Raw genomic sequence first — 15468 nt, 5'->3', positions numbered from 1 at the left:
CTTGCTCGAAGGAAGTGCTATTTTTGAAATATGAATAAGTTCAGGCAGATACTACTTCATATTGTTATTTGGGCATCGATAATGTTGATGTTTATGTTTATCGCCAGTGGCGGAAACAACCTGAATTACGAATCTATGGTAATCTTTGGGTACTTTGGAGTAGTAAACATTGCAATTTTCTACATCAACTATCTAATAACTCTTCCCACCTTTTTAAATCGCAAAAGGTATGTATGGTGTGCTATTGCAGTTTTTCTGCTCGTTGTTTTTGGAACTTTTATAAAGTGCGGCCTGGCATACTACTTTTATAATGTGGTAATGGTGCGCAATGAAGGCAAATATGTATTAGGATTCTGGGAATACTTTGCATCAGCGTCTTTTGTAAGCTGTGTTTTCGTTTTCCTAAGTACCGTTTTGAAGTTTATTATCGATTGGTTCATGAACGAGAAAATTAAGACGAACCTTGAAAACGAGAAGCTGATTTCAGAGCTTGCGTTCTTAAAATCTCAGATCAATCCTCACTTTCTTTTTAACTCTTTAAACAACATTTATTCTTTAGCGTACCAAAAGTCTCAGAAAACACCGGAAGCGGTTATGAAGTTGTCGGAGATTATGAGATATATGCTATATGAGAGTAATGAATCAACTGTTAAGTTGGATGATGAGATCCGATACCTTGAAAACTATATCGAGTTGCAAAAGTTACGCTTTAAAGACAAGGCCTATATTATTTTCGAAATTGAAGGTGAGACTGCCGATAAGCGGATAACACCACTTGTACTCATTTCATTCGTAGAAAATGCCTTTAAACATGGAGTGGCTACTGATAAAGATAACCCGATTACAATTGTTTTGAATGTAACCTCCAATAAGCTGTACTTCCAGGTTATTAATAGGAAAAGCAATCAAAACAAGGATCAGACGGGAGGTATTGGCCTGCAAAACGTCAAAAGGCGGCTGGATCTTTTATATAAAGGAGAATATCGTCTGAACATTGAGGACAAGGAAGCAATATATAATTGCGAATTATATTTAGATTTATAAAATGATACGCTGCCTTGTTGTAGACGACGAGCCTCTTGCGCTTGATATTCTTGAAGATTATATAAGTAAGGTGCCCTTCTTAACGCTGGTTAAAACTACAACCAGTGCGATTGAAGGCTTATCTCTTGTGCAAAGCGATGCAATTGATCTTGTTTTTCTCGATGTTCAGATGCCGGAATTGACAGGGATTCAGTTCTTAAAGATTATTAACGGCAAGTGTGATGTGATTCTCACAACCGCCTATTCACAATATGCCCTTGATGGCTACGAACTAGATGTTGTAGACTACCTCTTGAAACCGATAGCATTTGATCGTTTTTATAAAGCTGCGCAGAAGGTTCTTCAGAACAATGGGAATGGTAGCACGATTACACAGGAACAAGCATCCACTACGAGTAAGCACGACTTTATTTTTGTTAAGACAGAGCATAAAATCCAAAAAATTTACCTGGATGATATTCTTTATATCGAAGGGCTCAAAGATTACATATCAATATTTACGAAAACAGAAAGAATTATTACACTTCAGAATATGAAGAAAATGGAGGAATCTTTACCTTCTAAATCCTTTATTCGAGTCCATAAGTCTTATATCGTTGCAATTGGAAAAATAGAAAGTATCGAACGAAGCAGGATCCAAATCGGCGACAAAATCATTCCTATTGGAGATACTTATCGGGAATATTTCTTCAAGCAAATTGAAGATAAGAATATCGGATAAATTTATTAGTTAACTTGTCCCGCAGTTTGAATTCCCAAACTACCTTCTATTTCCATCCTAATCTGATTCTCGGCCTGCAGAACTAAATCTTCCAGAGGACCGCCCTTGTTTTCAAGTGGTTTGAGAACTGTCCAGCTCATTCTTTCGCCGAAGCTTAAAGGAAACGAACCATACTGAACAAACTTCCAGGAGCCCTGAATTGCAACAGGAACGATCAATGCCTTGGGACACCGTTTTAGAAGTGTAGCAACCCCCCCTACTGCAAACTGCTTTAGCTTACCATTCCGGGATCGCGTGCCTTCAGGGAAAATCACCGCAGACCAGTTATTTTCTTTCATCCGTTCGCCTAGCTTCAGAATTTCTGCCACCGCCTGCTTGCTATCGCCCCGATCAATATTAGCCCCCCCGCCATACTTGAGATTAAAAGATATGCTTGGTATCCCTTTGGTCAGCTCAATCTTGGAGATAAATTTTGCATGGTATTTACGAAGAAACCAGATCAACGGAGGGATGTCATACATGCTCTGGTGATTTGCAATAAATATAATGGGCCTGTTAGAAGGAAGGGGGAATTTCTGGGTAAACTTAATCCTACTGCCCAATATAAGATAGGTACCAAGAAGGAAAAGGTTCATTAAATCAACCGAAACCTTATGTGTTTCATTACCCCCGAATTTTAAGGATAGCCATTGAATGGGATGAAACACACAAAGTATTAAGCCAAAGAGGAGATAATGTATAGGGGTAAATATATAGCCGAAAAGCTTATTCATATGCTGTAAAAGTAGAAGCTTATTTTTTAAGGAACAATATCTGATACCTTTACTTTTAAAATTGCTGCAACGCTTAAGGAATCTGTGATTTCTCCTCTCATTACCATATTAAAAGCTTCTCTGAAAGGTAATTTTCGGATAATTAGCTGTTCGGTTTCCTCCGGACTAGGTTCGCCGAAACTCAAATCGCGTGCAAGGTATATGATAGCTAACTCATCACTAACTGAGTTTGAGAGATGTAATCTTTGAATTTCGGTCCAATTATTCGCTGTAATTCCGGTCTCTTCAAGTAATTCTCTTTGGGCTGATTTTAGAGGATCTTCATGCAATGGGCCGCCACCCTCAGGTATTTCCCAACTGTACTGGTCAAGCGGATACCGATACTGACCTACAAGCCAGGTATCAAAGTTTTCGTCGAGCACTATTATGCCAATAGCCAAATTCTTAAAATGTACTTTCCCATAAATACCTGCGCCACCTCCGGGATTAATAATTTGATACTCAGTGAGACTAATCCACTGGTTATCATAGAACCTTTTTTCAGAAAGTGTTTGCCAGGGATTTTTATTAGGATTTTCCATAAGACAATTTAAGCAAAAAAGCCCTCCTTCGAAGCGAAAGGGGGCTTTTAATTAGATTTTTTTAGAATTAACCGATGTTGAAAGCTTCTTTTACTCGTTCGACAAAGTCAAGTTTTTCCCAAGTAAATAATTCTACCTCAACAGTTTTTAGTTCACCATTCGAACCCGCAAATGTTTTCGAAACGGTTTCGCTTTTGCGACCCATATGTCCATAGGCAGCTGTTTCTGAATATATTGGATTGCGCAGTTTTAAACGGGTTTCAATTCCATAAGGAGTCATATCAAATATTGAGGATATCTTTTTAGCGATTTCACCATCGTTGAAACCAACTTTGGCAGTACCATAAGTATCTACAAATATCCCCATTGGATCTTTTACGCCGATTGCGTAAGAAACCTGTACCAGAATTTCATCACAAACACCAGCAGCGACTAGGTTTTTAGCAATATGGCGTGTAGCATATGCAGCTGAACGATCTACTTTCGAAGGATCTTTGCCAGAAAAAGCACCTCCACCATGAGCACCCTTACCGCCATATGTATCAACGATAATTTTACGACCCGTTAATCCTGTGTCACCGTGTGGTCCACCTATTACAAACTTACCTGTTGGATTAATATGATATTTAATCGCGTCATTGAATAAAGCCTGTAGTTCAGGTTTTAGCTGAGCCTTAACTCGTGGGATAAGAATTGAGATTATATCATCCTGAATCTTCGACTGCATAGCAGCTTCGGTATCGAAATCATCGTGTTGTGTTGAAACAACTACAGCATCAATTCGAATTGGACGGTGATCATCACTATATTCGATGGTTACCTGAGATTTTGCATCAGGGCGAAGATATTTAATGGAACTGTTCTCACGACGTAGTGCTGCAAGTTCGGTTAATATTTTGTGGGCCAGGTCAAGTGCCAGCGGCATATAGTTATCGGTCTCGCTCGTCGCGTAGCCAAACATCATACCTTGATCTCCTGCTCCCTGATCTTGTTTTTGTACCCTGTCGACACCCTGATTTATATCTGCGGACTGCTCATGAATTGCAGAAATAACGCCGCAAGAATCTGCTTCAAACATGTATTCAGACTTGGTATATCCAATTTTGCGGATAACATCACGTGCGATTTTTTGAACGTCAAGATAAGTTTGTGACTTAACTTCGCCGGCTAAAACCACCAACCCTGTTGTAACTAAAGTTTCGCAGGCTACCTTCGAATCAGCATCCCACGCTAAAAAATTGTCAATTAATGCATCTGAGATCTGATCTGCAACCTTGTCCGGATGTCCTTCTGAAACAGATTCTGAGGTAAATAAATAAGGCATAAAAAATTTGTTGTTAATAATCGTTAATACTTGAAACTTAAGAAACGTAAGTATTGATTACAGAAGGTAAAAATCAGAGTAGTTTTAGCACTTTTTTTTACGTGGTTGCAATCAACGCAAATCGATCCACTTTTTTTGTAATGCAAAAGTAGTATAAATTTTAAGTTCTGGAAAAATTTAACTGTAATTTTGCATCTTATAGGCAAATTTGTTGAAGAAGAATATCACGTTTATTATTAATCCCATTTCAGGAGGGACGAGCAAATCTGGTTTTCCTGACATGGCTACAAAATTTCTCGATCCAGACAAGTTCAACGCGACTTACAATTTTACCGAAGGTCCAGGACATGCTAATAAAATCGCAGTTGAATTAGTAAAACTAAATTCTGATATAGTGGTTGCTGTAGGGGGCGATGGCACAATTAATGAAGTTGCTTCAGCAATAGAAGGTTCGGGCAAAACTATGGGAATTATTCCGTATGGATCCGGTAACGGTCTTGCACGCTCACTTGGGATACCTCTCAATGATCGCCGCGCAGTTCAAACTTTAAATAATCTCAATACCAGTACGATCGACTCAGGAACTCTAAATGAGCGAAAATTTTTCAATATGGCGGGTATTGGTTTTGATGCTCATATCAGTACGGTTTTCGCTTCAAGTGTAAAAAGGGGACTTAGTGGATACGTAAACACAGCAATTTCAGAAATCTCCAACTATAAATTCCAAAACTACACTTTAGTGATCGATGGACAAAGCATTTCCAGAGATGCCTTTATGATTAGTGTTGCTAATTCTTCGCAGTTTGGGAACAATGCCCACATATCACCGTTTGCTTCCCTGGAGGATGGGTTATTAGACGTGGTCATTACGAAGCCCTTCCCTTTATATCTGTTCCCGCTGCTGGGTTATAGAATGTTCAGTGCCAGTACACACCGATCTAAATATGTTGAGATTATACAGGGAAAAGAAATAAAGATTATTAGAATGGGGAATGGGGCCGTGCATCTTGACGGTGAGCCCTGTAATATGCCATCCGAACTGCAAATTGGTGTAAAGCCACTATCGTTAACTGTATTAGTTTAAGAATATGTCAAAGAAAAACAGAGGTTTATCTGGTGTGGTTTTTTCCACTGATCCCAATTTTGAGTATCAGCAAGAGTTATCTCAACAAGATAACACTCCAGCTCCTCATGAACAAGACTTGCGAGTTCAACTTGATCGGAAACAAAGAGGGGGAAAAGCTGTTACACTAATTACTGGCTTCCGTGGGACTACTGATGATTTAGCCATACTCGGTAAAAAGTTAAAACAAAAGTGTGGTGTTGGGGGCTCAGCCAAGGATGGTGAAATCCTCATACAAGGCGATTTTAGAGATAAGGTGCTTGCACTGCTCCATGCAGAAGGATATAAAGTTAAAAAAGCTGGAGGTTAATGTATCAGATTTTAAACATTTGAAGAAAAATATCTAAAAATCAAGTACTTATATATTAGCCACGTTTGCTTAAAGTTTGTATATTCGCTAAAATCTAAATGTAAATTTGCAATTACAATAAAAAATAGTTTTCATTGTAAAAAGATAGTCTGAAATAGGTTATCTTCTTTTAGAACATCATTTTCTTGCTTTAATTCTAGGGATTGATTTGACAAGAACGAATAAACAACATATTAAAGTCACAAATAATTTTTTATTAAGTCGAAAATTATATTTTTGTTCTCCCTTATACCGGAGAACATAATATTGGCATTTCATTGAAAACATTTAAAATTAATACCCAAAACAAAATCAATTAACTTATACATTTAATCAACCACTAAACTAAAATTTTTAAAAAAATGGCGAACGCACCAAAACCAACAACAGCGAAGAAAGAGAGCTCTGGTTCAAACATTTTTGCAAGTCTGTCTATTGTACTTTGTATTCTTGTAGGAGTACTCTTATGGAAATTCGTAATGGGCGATCCATCGAACTTTGAAGGAGGCGATCCTGAAAATGGTCACCCACTGCCAGGTAATTACTTCGGAATGGTTTACAAAGGAGGTTATGTAGTACCTGTATTAATGGGATTATTCCTAATGGTAATCGTGTTTTCGTTTGAGCGTTTCTTTGTCATCAGCAAAGCTACTGGAAAAGGAAATATCGATGCTTTTGTTAAAAAAATCCAATCATTTATTGGCGCTGGTAACATTGATTCTGCTATCGCTGAGTGTGACAAACAAGAAGGTTCGGTTGCTAACGTAATCAAATCCGGTTTGAAGAAATATAAAGAGATGGAAGTTGAGACTAAGATGGATACGGAGCAGAAGTGTCTTGCAATCCAAAAAGATATTGAAGAAGCAACTGCTTTAGAGATGCCTATGTTGGAACAAAACCTTACGGTAATCGCAACACTTGTATCAATCGGTACTTTAATGGGCCTATTAGGAACAGTAACAGGTATGATCAAGGCCTTCGCCGCGTTATCAACAGCTGGTTCTCCGGATCAAGCAGCACTTGCGAATGGTATCTCTGAGGCACTTATTAATACTGCTACTGGTATCGCGACTTCAGCGTTGGCAATTATCATGTACAACTTGTTTACTTCGAAAATCGATAAGTTGACTTATGCTATTGATGAAGCAGGTTTCTCTATCGTTCAGACGTACGCCAGTACACACAAATAATCTATTTTGAAAAAAACATTCCGGGTTTATGGAAAACCCGGAATGTTTTCATCTATATAGTAATCGGATCATTCAATAATATAATATAAAATATGCCTAGAGCTAAAGTTGCCAGAAAAAGTACCGCTATCGACATGACAGCGATGTGCGATGTGGCGTTCTTGTTGCTTACATTTTTTATCCTTACAGCAACAGCTCGCCAGCCTGAACCGCTACCGGTAGATACCCCGGCGTCAACTGTAAAATTTAAGCTGCCGGATGTGGATATTGCAACGTTAACAGTGGGACAGAAGAAAGTATTTTTCGGTGTTCCAGGACAACCTATAAGAGTTAGGACTTTGGAACTAATGGGCGAAAAGTATAGCATGCAGTTTACTGATGAGGAAAAACTTAGATTTTCTCTAATGGAAAGTTTCGGTGTACCAATTGGGAGCTTAAAACAGCTAATCGCATTAAAAGGTGACGAAAGGAATGCGGAAGGGCTGCAGCCTGGAATTCCTACGGATTCAGTAGGTGAGAGACCCTCGGAATTGCACAACTGGATTCTTTCAGCCCGTTACGCAACCAAAGAACTTAATAACGTTGAAATGCGTGTCAGCATTAAAGGAGATTCTAAAGAACAATATCCTGAAATTAAAGACGTAACATCAATCCTTCAGGATCAAGGTATTAATAAATTCAGTTTGATTACCTCTTTAAGGGCAACTGAGAAATAGTAATTGGTTAAATTAATTTTAATTAGAACGCAATGGCAGAATTAGACACCTCCGGCGGGGGTAAGAATAAAGGCGGGAAGGTCAGAAGTAAAAAGCAATCAACACGTGTGGATTTAACCGCAATGGTGGATCTGGCTTTTCTTTTGATAACTTTCTTTATGCTTACCACAACATTGGCAAAACCACAGGCGATGGATTTGGCTATGCCGGACAAAGATAAAATAGATCAGCAGGAATTAACTGTAGCTGATAATAGAACGATGACTATACTTTTAGGAGCCGGTAATCGTTTGGAATGGTACATGGGTTTGGTTGACAATCCCCTTACTCCCCCACAAGTAGATAACTATGGTCGTAATGGTATAAGAAAAGCTTTAATTGAGCAGTCAAAAAAAGTGATTGCTGCCACGGGTGATCCTAAAAAAGGTCTAATCGTGTTGATAAAACCTAGTGATCAGTCAAACTATCGAAATTTCGTGGATATACTTGACGAGATGAAGGTAGCAAACATTAGCCAGTACGCAATTGTTGATATTTCGGATCCCGATATTGAATTGTTGAAACGCGACGGTCTTTTCAAATAATATAACAAAAATTAATAACCCTCTAAAGATTAAGATATGCTAGGGTCAAAAATAGATTTATTCAACACGCAATGGCTTGATGTGGTGTTCGCTGGTAGGAATAAATCCTATGGAGCTTACGAGTTAAGGAGAGATAATTCCAAGACTACAAGCCGGGCGGTAATTATAGGCTCAGTACTTTTTATAGTATTGGTTTCGATGCCTTTAATTATCCGTTACATTTCTGGAATTTTACCAGAAGAGGAAAAGCAGAAAATTACGGAAGTAGTTTTACTCCCTCCTCCACCTATTAACAAGGAAGAGCTTCCTCCCCCTCCCCCTGAGCCGCCTAAACCAAAGATCGACCAGGTGAAGTTCCCTCCTCCTGTTGTTGTTCCAGCGGAAGAAGTTAGAGATGAGGAGCCGCCTACAGTTGAAGAGCTGAAAGTAGCTGATCCAGGTCAAAAGACCATTGAAGGTAATCCTGATGCGGAAATCGTAATTGATGAGCCGGTTGGTGAGGCACCGAAACAAATGGAAGTTGTTGAGGATAATAGTATTAAAGATTTCGCAAGCGTTGAAGTTCTTCCAGAGTTCGCTGGTGGTATGGCAGGATGGGGAAAATATCTTCAGAAAAACCTGAAATATCCTCCAATGGCTCGGGAAAATAATATCACTGGTCGTGTAATCATGAGCTTTGTGGTTGAAAAGAACGGTAACCTTACAGATATTAAAGTATTAAGAGGTATTGGTGGTGGTTGCGATGAAGAAGCTGTTCGGGTATTGAAAGCTGCTCCGGCATGGAAACCAGGTATACAAAATGGTCGTCCAGTACGTGTTGCTTACACTATGCCGATCTTCTTCCAGCTTGCGGGACAATAATGTCCGCAGTTAAAGAGCATGAAAAAATTCAGAAATCGCCCGCAAAGCGATTTCTGTTTATTTTAGGCCTGGGCATGTTCATGTTATATTTTGTATTAGGCGTTATTATAATTTTCTGGAAAGATTTTCCTATTGATTTGTCCCGCAATTATAGGATAGCTTTTGCAGTTCTGTTAATTGGATATTCGTTTTTAAGATTTGTTCGTTTGCTTCGCTCTCAATGATTAATTCTTTTAAGTTAAACTCTTTCCTGGCCATTCTTCTTACTGTATTGTTCACATCTTGTCAGCAAAGCAGCAAGGAAGTACAAACATACACCAGTGGCACGGAGAAGATTCTGGTTGACGAATCACTTGCTCCAATTATAGAAGACCAGACTTTTGTATTCGAAAGTACCTATCCGGATGCTAATCTTGTTTTAGTTACGAAGTCTGAGAATGAGTTGATTAATTCCTTTTTAGACGACAGTGCGCAGGTTGCGATTTTATCACGTAATTTGAGTGAAGACGAACGAAAGCACTTTGAAAATAAGAATGTAAAAATCAGAATAAATCGATTTGCGGTTGATGGTATCGCCCTTATTGCCCATAATACTATCGAAGACTCCACAGTCACGGTAGAAGATATTATTAAAGTGCTGAAAGGTGAAGTATCACCTTTAGGTAATTTAATTTTTGACAATGCTAATTCAAGTACGGTTCGATACTTTAAGGAACTTGCAGGCGTTAAAGAACTTCCAGAGAAAGGGGTTTACGCATTGAAATCAAATCCCGAGGTTATACAGTATGTTTATGATAACCCGGGTACTATTGGTGTGGTAGGTGTAAACTGGATCGTTCAACCGCCGGTGGATCTTGAGAAGCAGGTTGGTTCATTGAAAATATTGGGTGTAAAGAATTTGGCTGGTAAGGTAGGGTCGGATGCATATTATAAACCTTTTCAAAATGATATAGCTCTAGAGCAATATCCACTTTTGAGATCGTTATATATAATCAATTGCGAAGGCGGTCCGGGTTTGGGCACAGGTTTTGCATCTTTTATTGCAGGAGAGCGGGGACAAAGGATTGTACTAAAATCGGGACTCTTGCCCGATAGTATTCCCTCCCGCGAAGTAAATATTATAAAGTAAGTAAATTAAATTAAAATTAAACATGATGAACAAGGCAATTAAGATAACCCTGGGGTTGATGTTAGTAGGTTCAGCAGTTTTTGCACAGAGTTTAGATGATGCACGTAAAGCCATTGATGCAGAACAGTATCAAAAAGGGAAGGCATTATTAAAGACAATGACGATCTCTCAGCCAACGAATGCGGAAAATTTCTTTGTATTAGGTAATCTTTATCTAACTACAAGTCCAATTAATCAGAGACCTGATTATATAGATTCAGCGAAAACTGCTTTTACTAAAGGAGTTGCAGCGAATAATGAGTTTCCACTTAACTACATCGGACTTGGAGCAGTTGAGCTTGCAATGAAAGGAAATCCAAAAGCGAATTTTGATAAAGCAATGGAATTAACCAAGAGAAAAGATCACGTTACTGATCTGTATATTGGTAAAGCGTATACAAATGCGCCAGTTCCTAAGATATCCGAAGCGCTTGTGCACCTTGAAAAAGCTAAAGCCTTAGACGATAAAGATGCTAGAATATTTTTAGCCCTGGGCGATGCTTATCGTGAGCAAATGAAAAATAGTGAAGCATTCAGTGCTTACAGGACTGGTTACGATCTTGATAAAAGCCTGGTGCGTTCTAAAGTTGAGCTTGGGAAAATTAATAAATTGTCAAAAGCTTATCCGGAAGCTATTGCAGAATATAATAGTGTGATAGCACTTGCTCCCAATTATGGACCTGCTTACAGAGAATTAGCTGAAGCTTACTTACCGTGGGCTTTGTCTTCCCAAAAGGAATATGATACTCGTATAAATGAAGCTCTGAAATACTATGAAAAATACATGGATCTAACGGACAGATCATTAGATTCACGTCTTCGTCATGCCGATTTCTTGTATTTGGCTAAGGACTTCAAAGCTCTTGAAGCTGAAGCAAAAGCAATGGCACAACTCGAAAGAGCTAATGCTAGAGTATTACGTTACTTAGCTTATTCAGCATTTGAAAATGGTAATTATGCTGCAAGTGCTCAAGCCCTCAAAGAATTTATGGCCAAGGTAGAACCTGCACGGATTATTTCCCAGGATTATCTTTATCTGGGAAGAGCCCAAATGAAAGATACCACTATGCTTGCTCAGGGTATGGTCAACATTAACAAAGCTGTTGAATTGGATTCAACCAATGCTGCGGTTATGAGTGAAATTGCCTTGGAGTTATATAAAGCAAGAAAATACGAGGAAGCAGCTAAAGCATACGAAATAGCCATTAAAAATCCGGAGCGTGAATTGCTAGATTATTTCTATCTGGGTTCTTCGTACTATTTCGATTACGGTAATAAAAAGACAGCACAATTAAATCCTTCAAACGATTTATTAGTGAAAGCTGATAGCGCGTTTAGTTATTTGATTCAGCGTGCGCCAACTACTCATCAAGGCTGGTTATATCGTGGTCGGATTAATCGTTTGTTGGATGGTCCAGATGATGAGAAAGGGCTTGCAGTTCCGTTTTACGAAAAATACGTCGATCTTTTAACAGTAGAAAAGCCAGAGTTAGCTGCAGCGAACACCAATAATTTGGTTCAAGCTTATACTTACCTTGGTTCTGTAGCTGCTCGCAGGGATGGAAACAATACCAAAGCCAAACAATACTTTGATAAGGTGTTGGCTTTAGATCCTAATAATACAACTGCGCAACAAGCAATTAAAGCTATCGGCGGAAGTAAGTAATAATTTTAATATATAATATATGAGGAGTCTCTGACATTGTTTAGAGGCTCCTTTTTATTTATCTTTGCACCATAATTATAGAAAATGGAAGCTCAGAGTACCGCCGTAAACTACCTGCCAATTATCTTTCAAATGCTGGTAGCATTAGGATTTGTAGTGTTGACCATGACTATTACGCATTTGGTTGGGCCAAAACGTAAAACTGCTGATAAGCTTGTAGCATTCGAATCGGGTATTAAATCGGTTGGAAACGCTCGTCAACCATTTTCCATTAAATATTTTCTTGTTGCGATTTTATTTGTCCTTTTTGACATAGAAGTAATTTTTATGTACCCATGGGCTGTTAACTTTCGTGATTTTGGAATCAATGGACTTATAGAAATGTTCATCTTTATGGGAACACTCCTATTGGGTTTCATTTATATTATAAAGAAGAAAGCCCTTGATTGGGATTAGGGTTTAGAATGATTCTAAATAAGGGGTTAAACCATTGAAAGCGTTTAATTTCTTAAATTTGCGACTCAGTTCTGAATCGGTTATTTGGTTTTTTCGCTGGAAAGATTATGAGTGAAGTAAAATTAGTTGAAGCCCCTCCGGGTGTTGAAGGATCAGGATTTTTCGCAACATCGATGGAAAAGGTGGTTGGTCTGGCACGCTCACACTCATTATGGCCTTTGCCCTTTGCGACATCGTGTTGTGGTATTGAGTTCATGGCAACCATGGGTTCCCACTACGATTTTGCCCGTTTTGGATCTGAACGACCTAGTTTTTCGCCCCGTCAGGCGGATCTATTGATGGTTATGGGAACCATCGCTAAAAAAATGGGTCCTGTTTTGAAACAGGTCTACCTTCAGATGGCCGAACCACGATGGGTCATCGCTGTTGGAGCTTGTGCCAGCAGTGGTGGTATATTTGATACATATTCTGTTATGCAGGGAATCGATGAGATTATTCCTGTCGATGTTTATGTCCCAGGTTGCCCGCCACGCCCGGAAGCAATAATTGACGGATTTAACAAGATTCAGGAGCTAGTTAAGAATGAATCTCTGAGAAGAAGAGAATCACCAGAATACGCAGATTTATTAAGAAGATACGGGATCCAGTAATGGGTAAATTAAACAATCAGCAGGTAGTACAAAGTCTAACCGCCCGATTTGGGGAAAGAGTTACTGTACCCACAGAACCATTCGGTTTGTTAACCTTTGGCACATCCTCTGAAAATATCAGTGAAGTGCTCCGCTTCCTCAAAGAGGATAAAGATTTGAAGTTTAATTATCTTACTGATATAACAGCTATACATTTCCCCGAACAAGAATTGTCTATAGGAGTGGTATATCATGTCCATAGCCTTTCGAATAATATCAGGGTGAGAATAAAAGTATTTCTGGAAGCAGTAAATCCGAAGATTCCTACGGCTACTACTCTGTGGGAAGGAGCTAATTGGATGGAACGGGAGACCTATGATTTCTTTGGGGTAATCTTTGAAGGGCACCCCAACCTTGTTAGAATTTTAAATGTTGATGAAATGACGGTTTTTCCGATGAGAAGAGAATATCCTCTTGAAGATCCAAACCGTGTTGATAAAAAGGATTATTTCTTCGGAAGATGATAAACCAGCCATTAGTAACAGATAACGATCCGCAAAAGGAAACCATTACTCTAAATCTTGGTCCAACCCATCCCGCGACACACGGGGTTTTCCAGAATATCCTGGAAATGGATGGCGAGCGAATAGTCAGTGGTGTCTCGACTATTGGGTATATCCACCGTGCATTTGAAAAAATTGCGGAACACCGGCCATTTTACCAGATTACACCATTAACCGACCGAATGAACTATTGTTCATCCCCGATCAACAATATGGGATGGCATATGACGGTTGAAAAGCTGTTGGATATACAAACTCCAAAACGTGTCGACTACTTACGGGTGATCGTTATGGAACTAGCGAGGATCTCGGATCATCTTATCTGCAATGGTATTCTAGGAGTAGACACTGGAGCTTTTTCAGGTTTCCTGTACCTCATGGAAGAGCGGGAACATATTTATGAAATTTACGAAGAGATTTGCGGAGCTCGTCTAACTACTAATATTGGTCGTATTGGCGGCTTTGAACGTGATTTCAACGATATCGCATTTGCCAAGATCAAGCAATTCCTGGTAAAATTCCCTCCTATATTAAAAGAGTTCGAAACGTTATTTAATCGCAATCGTATTTTCATTGAACGTACTGCCGGCGTGGCTGCAGTTGATCCTGAAGTGGCATTAAATTATAGCTGGAGCGGACCGATACTACGTGCAACAGGTGTCGACTATGATGTCAGGGTAAACGAACCTTATTCGTCTTACGAAGATTTTGATTTTGATATCCCAGTTGGAACAACGGGAGATGTCTATGACCGTTATATAGTACGTAATGAGGAAATGTGGCAGAGCTTGAGAATTATTCAACAAGCTCTTGATAAGATAGAGAAGGAGCCTAAGGGTGTTTTCCACGCCGATGTACCCGAATTTTATCTCCCTCCAAAAGAAGAGGTTTACAATAATATGGAAGCCCTCATCTATCACTTTAAGATTGTGATGGGCGAGATTGACACTCCAAAGACGGAAGTTTATCACGCTGTTGAAGGAGGGAATGGGGAGTTAGGTTTTTATCTAGTTAATGACGGAGGCAGGTCGCCGTACCGTTTGCACTTCCGCAGGCCAAGCTTCATTAACTATCAGATGTATGCACCAATGAGTGCAGGAATGTTGCTATCTGATGCCATTATTAACATGAGTAGTTTGAATGTAATTGCAGGGGAATTAGATGCTTAGTGTAACCGAACAAAAGGATATGGAATTTTCGTCGACACTGATCACTCAGTTTGATGATATCGTAACTCGTTATCCTGAAGGAAAACAGAAGTCAGCTTTATTGCCGATACTACATTTGGTCCAGGCTGAATACGGATGGCTAAGTTCTGCAACAATGGATAAGGTTGCTGCCTACCTCGATATTAAGCCAATTGAAGTTTACGAAGTAGCTACTTTCTACACTATGTTTTTTCTTCGTCCTCAAGGTAAGTATGTTCTTGAGGTTTGCCGTACGGGGCCATGTTGCCTTGTGGGTGCCGAAAAGATCATGGACCATATCGAAAAGAAATTAGGAGTTAAAGAGGGTGAAGTAACACCTGACGGAAAGTTTAGCTGGAGAGGCGTCGAATGCCTTGCTGCTTGCGGGATGGCACCTGTTTTACAAATCGGTCCGGAATATACGTTTTATGAGAATCTGACCGAACAAAGTGTGGATCAGTTAATTGACAATTTAAAGAATAATAATTGAGATTAAGTAAAGGTAAATTTACCTTCTAAATTCTCATTGCTGG

Annotated in this window: 18 protein-coding genes; 15 read left to right on the top strand and 3 right to left on the bottom strand. The window is 39.2% G+C overall.

What is annotated here, in order from left to right:
- Window positions 1–30 precede the first annotated feature (30 nt).
- The gene (locus WBJ10_RS07405; protein WP_424288879.1) at window positions 31–1044 is read left to right on the top strand and encodes a sensor histidine kinase; all 1014 of its coding nucleotides are present in this window, start codon (window positions 31–33) and stop codon (window positions 1042–1044) included.
- A 1-nt stretch (window position 1045) separates the two neighbouring features.
- Window positions 1046–1765 (top strand): LytR/AlgR family response regulator transcription factor, encoded by a 720-nt coding sequence (locus tag WBJ10_RS07400; RefSeq protein WP_424288878.1) that lies wholly within the window; start codon window positions 1046–1048, stop codon window positions 1763–1765.
- A gap of 5 nt (window positions 1766–1770) precedes the next feature.
- Here the strand turns inward: WBJ10_RS07400 and WBJ10_RS07395 are convergent, their stop codons facing one another.
- From WBJ10_RS07395 to metK, 3 genes are all read right to left on the bottom strand, one after another.
- On the bottom strand, window positions 1771–2538 hold the full coding sequence (locus tag WBJ10_RS07395) for a lysophospholipid acyltransferase family protein (protein ID WP_424288877.1): 768 nt from the start codon (window positions 2536–2538) through the stop codon (window positions 1771–1773).
- 26 nt (window positions 2539–2564) lie between these two features.
- The gene (locus WBJ10_RS07390; RefSeq protein ID WP_424288876.1) at window positions 2565–3119 is read right to left on the bottom strand and encodes an NUDIX domain-containing protein; all 555 of its coding nucleotides are present in this window, start codon (window positions 3117–3119) and stop codon (window positions 2565–2567) included.
- A gap of 67 nt (window positions 3120–3186) precedes the next feature.
- On the bottom strand, window positions 3187–4443 hold the full coding sequence (gene metK, locus WBJ10_RS07385) for a methionine adenosyltransferase (RefSeq protein WP_424288875.1): 1257 nt from the start codon (window positions 4441–4443) through the stop codon (window positions 3187–3189).
- Between the two features lie 211 nt (window positions 4444–4654).
- Here metK and WBJ10_RS07380 point away from each other — a divergent pair, with 211 nt between their 5' ends.
- From WBJ10_RS07380 to nuoE, 13 genes are all read left to right on the top strand, one after another.
- On the top strand, window positions 4655–5527 hold the full coding sequence (locus tag WBJ10_RS07380) for a diacylglycerol/lipid kinase family protein (RefSeq protein ID WP_424288874.1): 873 nt from the start codon (window positions 4655–4657) through the stop codon (window positions 5525–5527).
- A 4-nt stretch (window positions 5528–5531) separates the two neighbouring features.
- On the top strand, window positions 5532–5876 hold the full coding sequence (locus WBJ10_RS07375) for a translation initiation factor (protein WP_424288873.1): 345 nt from the start codon (window positions 5532–5534) through the stop codon (window positions 5874–5876).
- 401 nt (window positions 5877–6277) lie between these two features.
- Window positions 6278–7105: a MotA/TolQ/ExbB proton channel family protein gene (locus WBJ10_RS07370; protein WP_424288872.1), complete on the top strand. Its 828-nt coding sequence runs from the start codon at window positions 6278–6280 to the stop codon at window positions 7103–7105.
- A 92-nt stretch (window positions 7106–7197) separates the two neighbouring features.
- The gene (locus WBJ10_RS07365) at window positions 7198–7821 is read left to right on the top strand and encodes an ExbD/TolR family protein (RefSeq protein ID WP_424288871.1); all 624 of its coding nucleotides are present in this window, start codon (window positions 7198–7200) and stop codon (window positions 7819–7821) included.
- A 32-nt stretch (window positions 7822–7853) separates the two neighbouring features.
- Complete coding sequence (locus tag WBJ10_RS07360; RefSeq protein ID WP_424288870.1) at window positions 7854–8405, top strand: ExbD/TolR family protein; 552 nt, start codon at window positions 7854–7856, stop codon at window positions 8403–8405.
- Between the two features lie 36 nt (window positions 8406–8441).
- Complete coding sequence (locus WBJ10_RS07355) at window positions 8442–9266, top strand: energy transducer TonB (RefSeq protein WP_424288869.1); 825 nt, start codon at window positions 8442–8444, stop codon at window positions 9264–9266.
- A 220-nt stretch (window positions 9267–9486) separates the two neighbouring features.
- Window positions 9487–10395: a PstS family phosphate ABC transporter substrate-binding protein gene (locus tag WBJ10_RS07350; RefSeq protein WP_424288868.1), complete on the top strand. Its 909-nt coding sequence runs from the start codon at window positions 9487–9489 to the stop codon at window positions 10393–10395.
- A gap of 22 nt (window positions 10396–10417) precedes the next feature.
- Window positions 10418–12100, top strand: a complete 1683-nt coding sequence (locus WBJ10_RS07345) for a hypothetical protein (protein ID WP_424288867.1) — start codon at window positions 10418–10420, stop codon at window positions 12098–12100.
- Between the two features lie 84 nt (window positions 12101–12184).
- Window positions 12185–12556, top strand: coding sequence for an NADH-quinone oxidoreductase subunit A (locus tag WBJ10_RS07340; RefSeq protein ID WP_424288866.1), 372 nt, complete (start codon window positions 12185–12187; stop codon window positions 12554–12556).
- 107 nt (window positions 12557–12663) lie between these two features.
- The gene (locus WBJ10_RS07335) at window positions 12664–13206 is read left to right on the top strand and encodes an NADH-quinone oxidoreductase subunit B (protein WP_424288865.1); all 543 of its coding nucleotides are present in this window, start codon (window positions 12664–12666) and stop codon (window positions 13204–13206) included.
- The gene (locus WBJ10_RS07330) at window positions 13206–13709 is read left to right on the top strand and encodes an NADH-quinone oxidoreductase subunit C (RefSeq protein WP_424288864.1); all 504 of its coding nucleotides are present in this window, start codon (window positions 13206–13208) and stop codon (window positions 13707–13709) included. Before WBJ10_RS07335 ends, WBJ10_RS07330 begins: the two co-directional genes overlap by 1 nt.
- A complete protein-coding gene (locus WBJ10_RS07325; RefSeq protein WP_424288863.1) occupies window positions 13706–14917 on the top strand; it encodes an NADH-quinone oxidoreductase subunit D in 1212 nt (403 codons plus the stop codon). Before WBJ10_RS07330 ends, WBJ10_RS07325 begins: the two co-directional genes overlap by 4 nt.
- The gene (gene nuoE / locus WBJ10_RS07320; RefSeq protein WP_424288862.1) at window positions 14910–15425 is read left to right on the top strand and encodes an NADH-quinone oxidoreductase subunit NuoE; all 516 of its coding nucleotides are present in this window, start codon (window positions 14910–14912) and stop codon (window positions 15423–15425) included. The genes WBJ10_RS07325 and nuoE overlap by 8 nt, the downstream gene beginning before the upstream one ends.
- Window positions 15426–15468 lie beyond the last annotated feature (43 nt).

This window comes from Daejeonella sp. (assembly GCF_049655485.1).
In the GTDB taxonomy this organism is placed as follows: Bacteria; Bacteroidota; Bacteroidia; order Sphingobacteriales; family Sphingobacteriaceae; genus Daejeonella.
This window is presented reverse-complemented; position numbering and strand designations above follow the sequence as displayed.

Bases quoted from the DNA above. Each gene is read 5' to 3' on its own strand.
- WBJ10_RS07405 (WP_424288879.1), top strand. From the start codon at position 31: ATGAATAAGTTCAGGCAGATACTACTTCATATTGTTATTTGGGCATCG.
- WBJ10_RS07400 (WP_424288878.1), top strand. From the start codon at position 1,046: ATGATACGCTGCCTTGTTGTAGACGACGAGCCTCTTGCGCTTGATATT.
- WBJ10_RS07395 (WP_424288877.1), bottom strand. From the start codon at position 2,538: ATGAATAAGCTTTTCGGCTATATATTTACCCCTATACATTATCTCCTC.
- WBJ10_RS07390 (WP_424288876.1), bottom strand. From the start codon at position 3,119: ATGGAAAATCCTAATAAAAATCCCTGGCAAACACTTTCTGAAAAAAGG.
- metK (WP_424288875.1), bottom strand. From the start codon at position 4,443: ATGCCTTATTTATTTACCTCAGAATCTGTTTCAGAAGGACATCCGGAC.
- WBJ10_RS07375 (WP_424288873.1), top strand. From the start codon at position 5,532: ATGTCAAAGAAAAACAGAGGTTTATCTGGTGTGGTTTTTTCCACTGAT.
- WBJ10_RS07370 (WP_424288872.1), top strand. From the start codon at position 6,278: ATGGCGAACGCACCAAAACCAACAACAGCGAAGAAAGAGAGCTCTGGT.
- WBJ10_RS07365 (WP_424288871.1), top strand. From the start codon at position 7,198: ATGCCTAGAGCTAAAGTTGCCAGAAAAAGTACCGCTATCGACATGACA.
- WBJ10_RS07360 (WP_424288870.1), top strand. From the start codon at position 7,854: ATGGCAGAATTAGACACCTCCGGCGGGGGTAAGAATAAAGGCGGGAAG.
- WBJ10_RS07355 (WP_424288869.1), top strand. From the start codon at position 8,442: ATGCTAGGGTCAAAAATAGATTTATTCAACACGCAATGGCTTGATGTG.
- WBJ10_RS07350 (WP_424288868.1), top strand. From the start codon at position 9,487: ATGATTAATTCTTTTAAGTTAAACTCTTTCCTGGCCATTCTTCTTACT.
- WBJ10_RS07345 (WP_424288867.1), top strand. From the start codon at position 10,418: ATGATGAACAAGGCAATTAAGATAACCCTGGGGTTGATGTTAGTAGGT.
- WBJ10_RS07340 (WP_424288866.1), top strand. From the start codon at position 12,185: ATGGAAGCTCAGAGTACCGCCGTAAACTACCTGCCAATTATCTTTCAA.
- WBJ10_RS07335 (WP_424288865.1), top strand. From the start codon at position 12,664: ATGAGTGAAGTAAAATTAGTTGAAGCCCCTCCGGGTGTTGAAGGATCA.
- WBJ10_RS07330 (WP_424288864.1), top strand. From the start codon at position 13,206: ATGGGTAAATTAAACAATCAGCAGGTAGTACAAAGTCTAACCGCCCGA.
- WBJ10_RS07325 (WP_424288863.1), top strand. From the start codon at position 13,706: ATGATAAACCAGCCATTAGTAACAGATAACGATCCGCAAAAGGAAACC.
- nuoE (WP_424288862.1), top strand. From the start codon at position 14,910: ATGCTTAGTGTAACCGAACAAAAGGATATGGAATTTTCGTCGACACTG.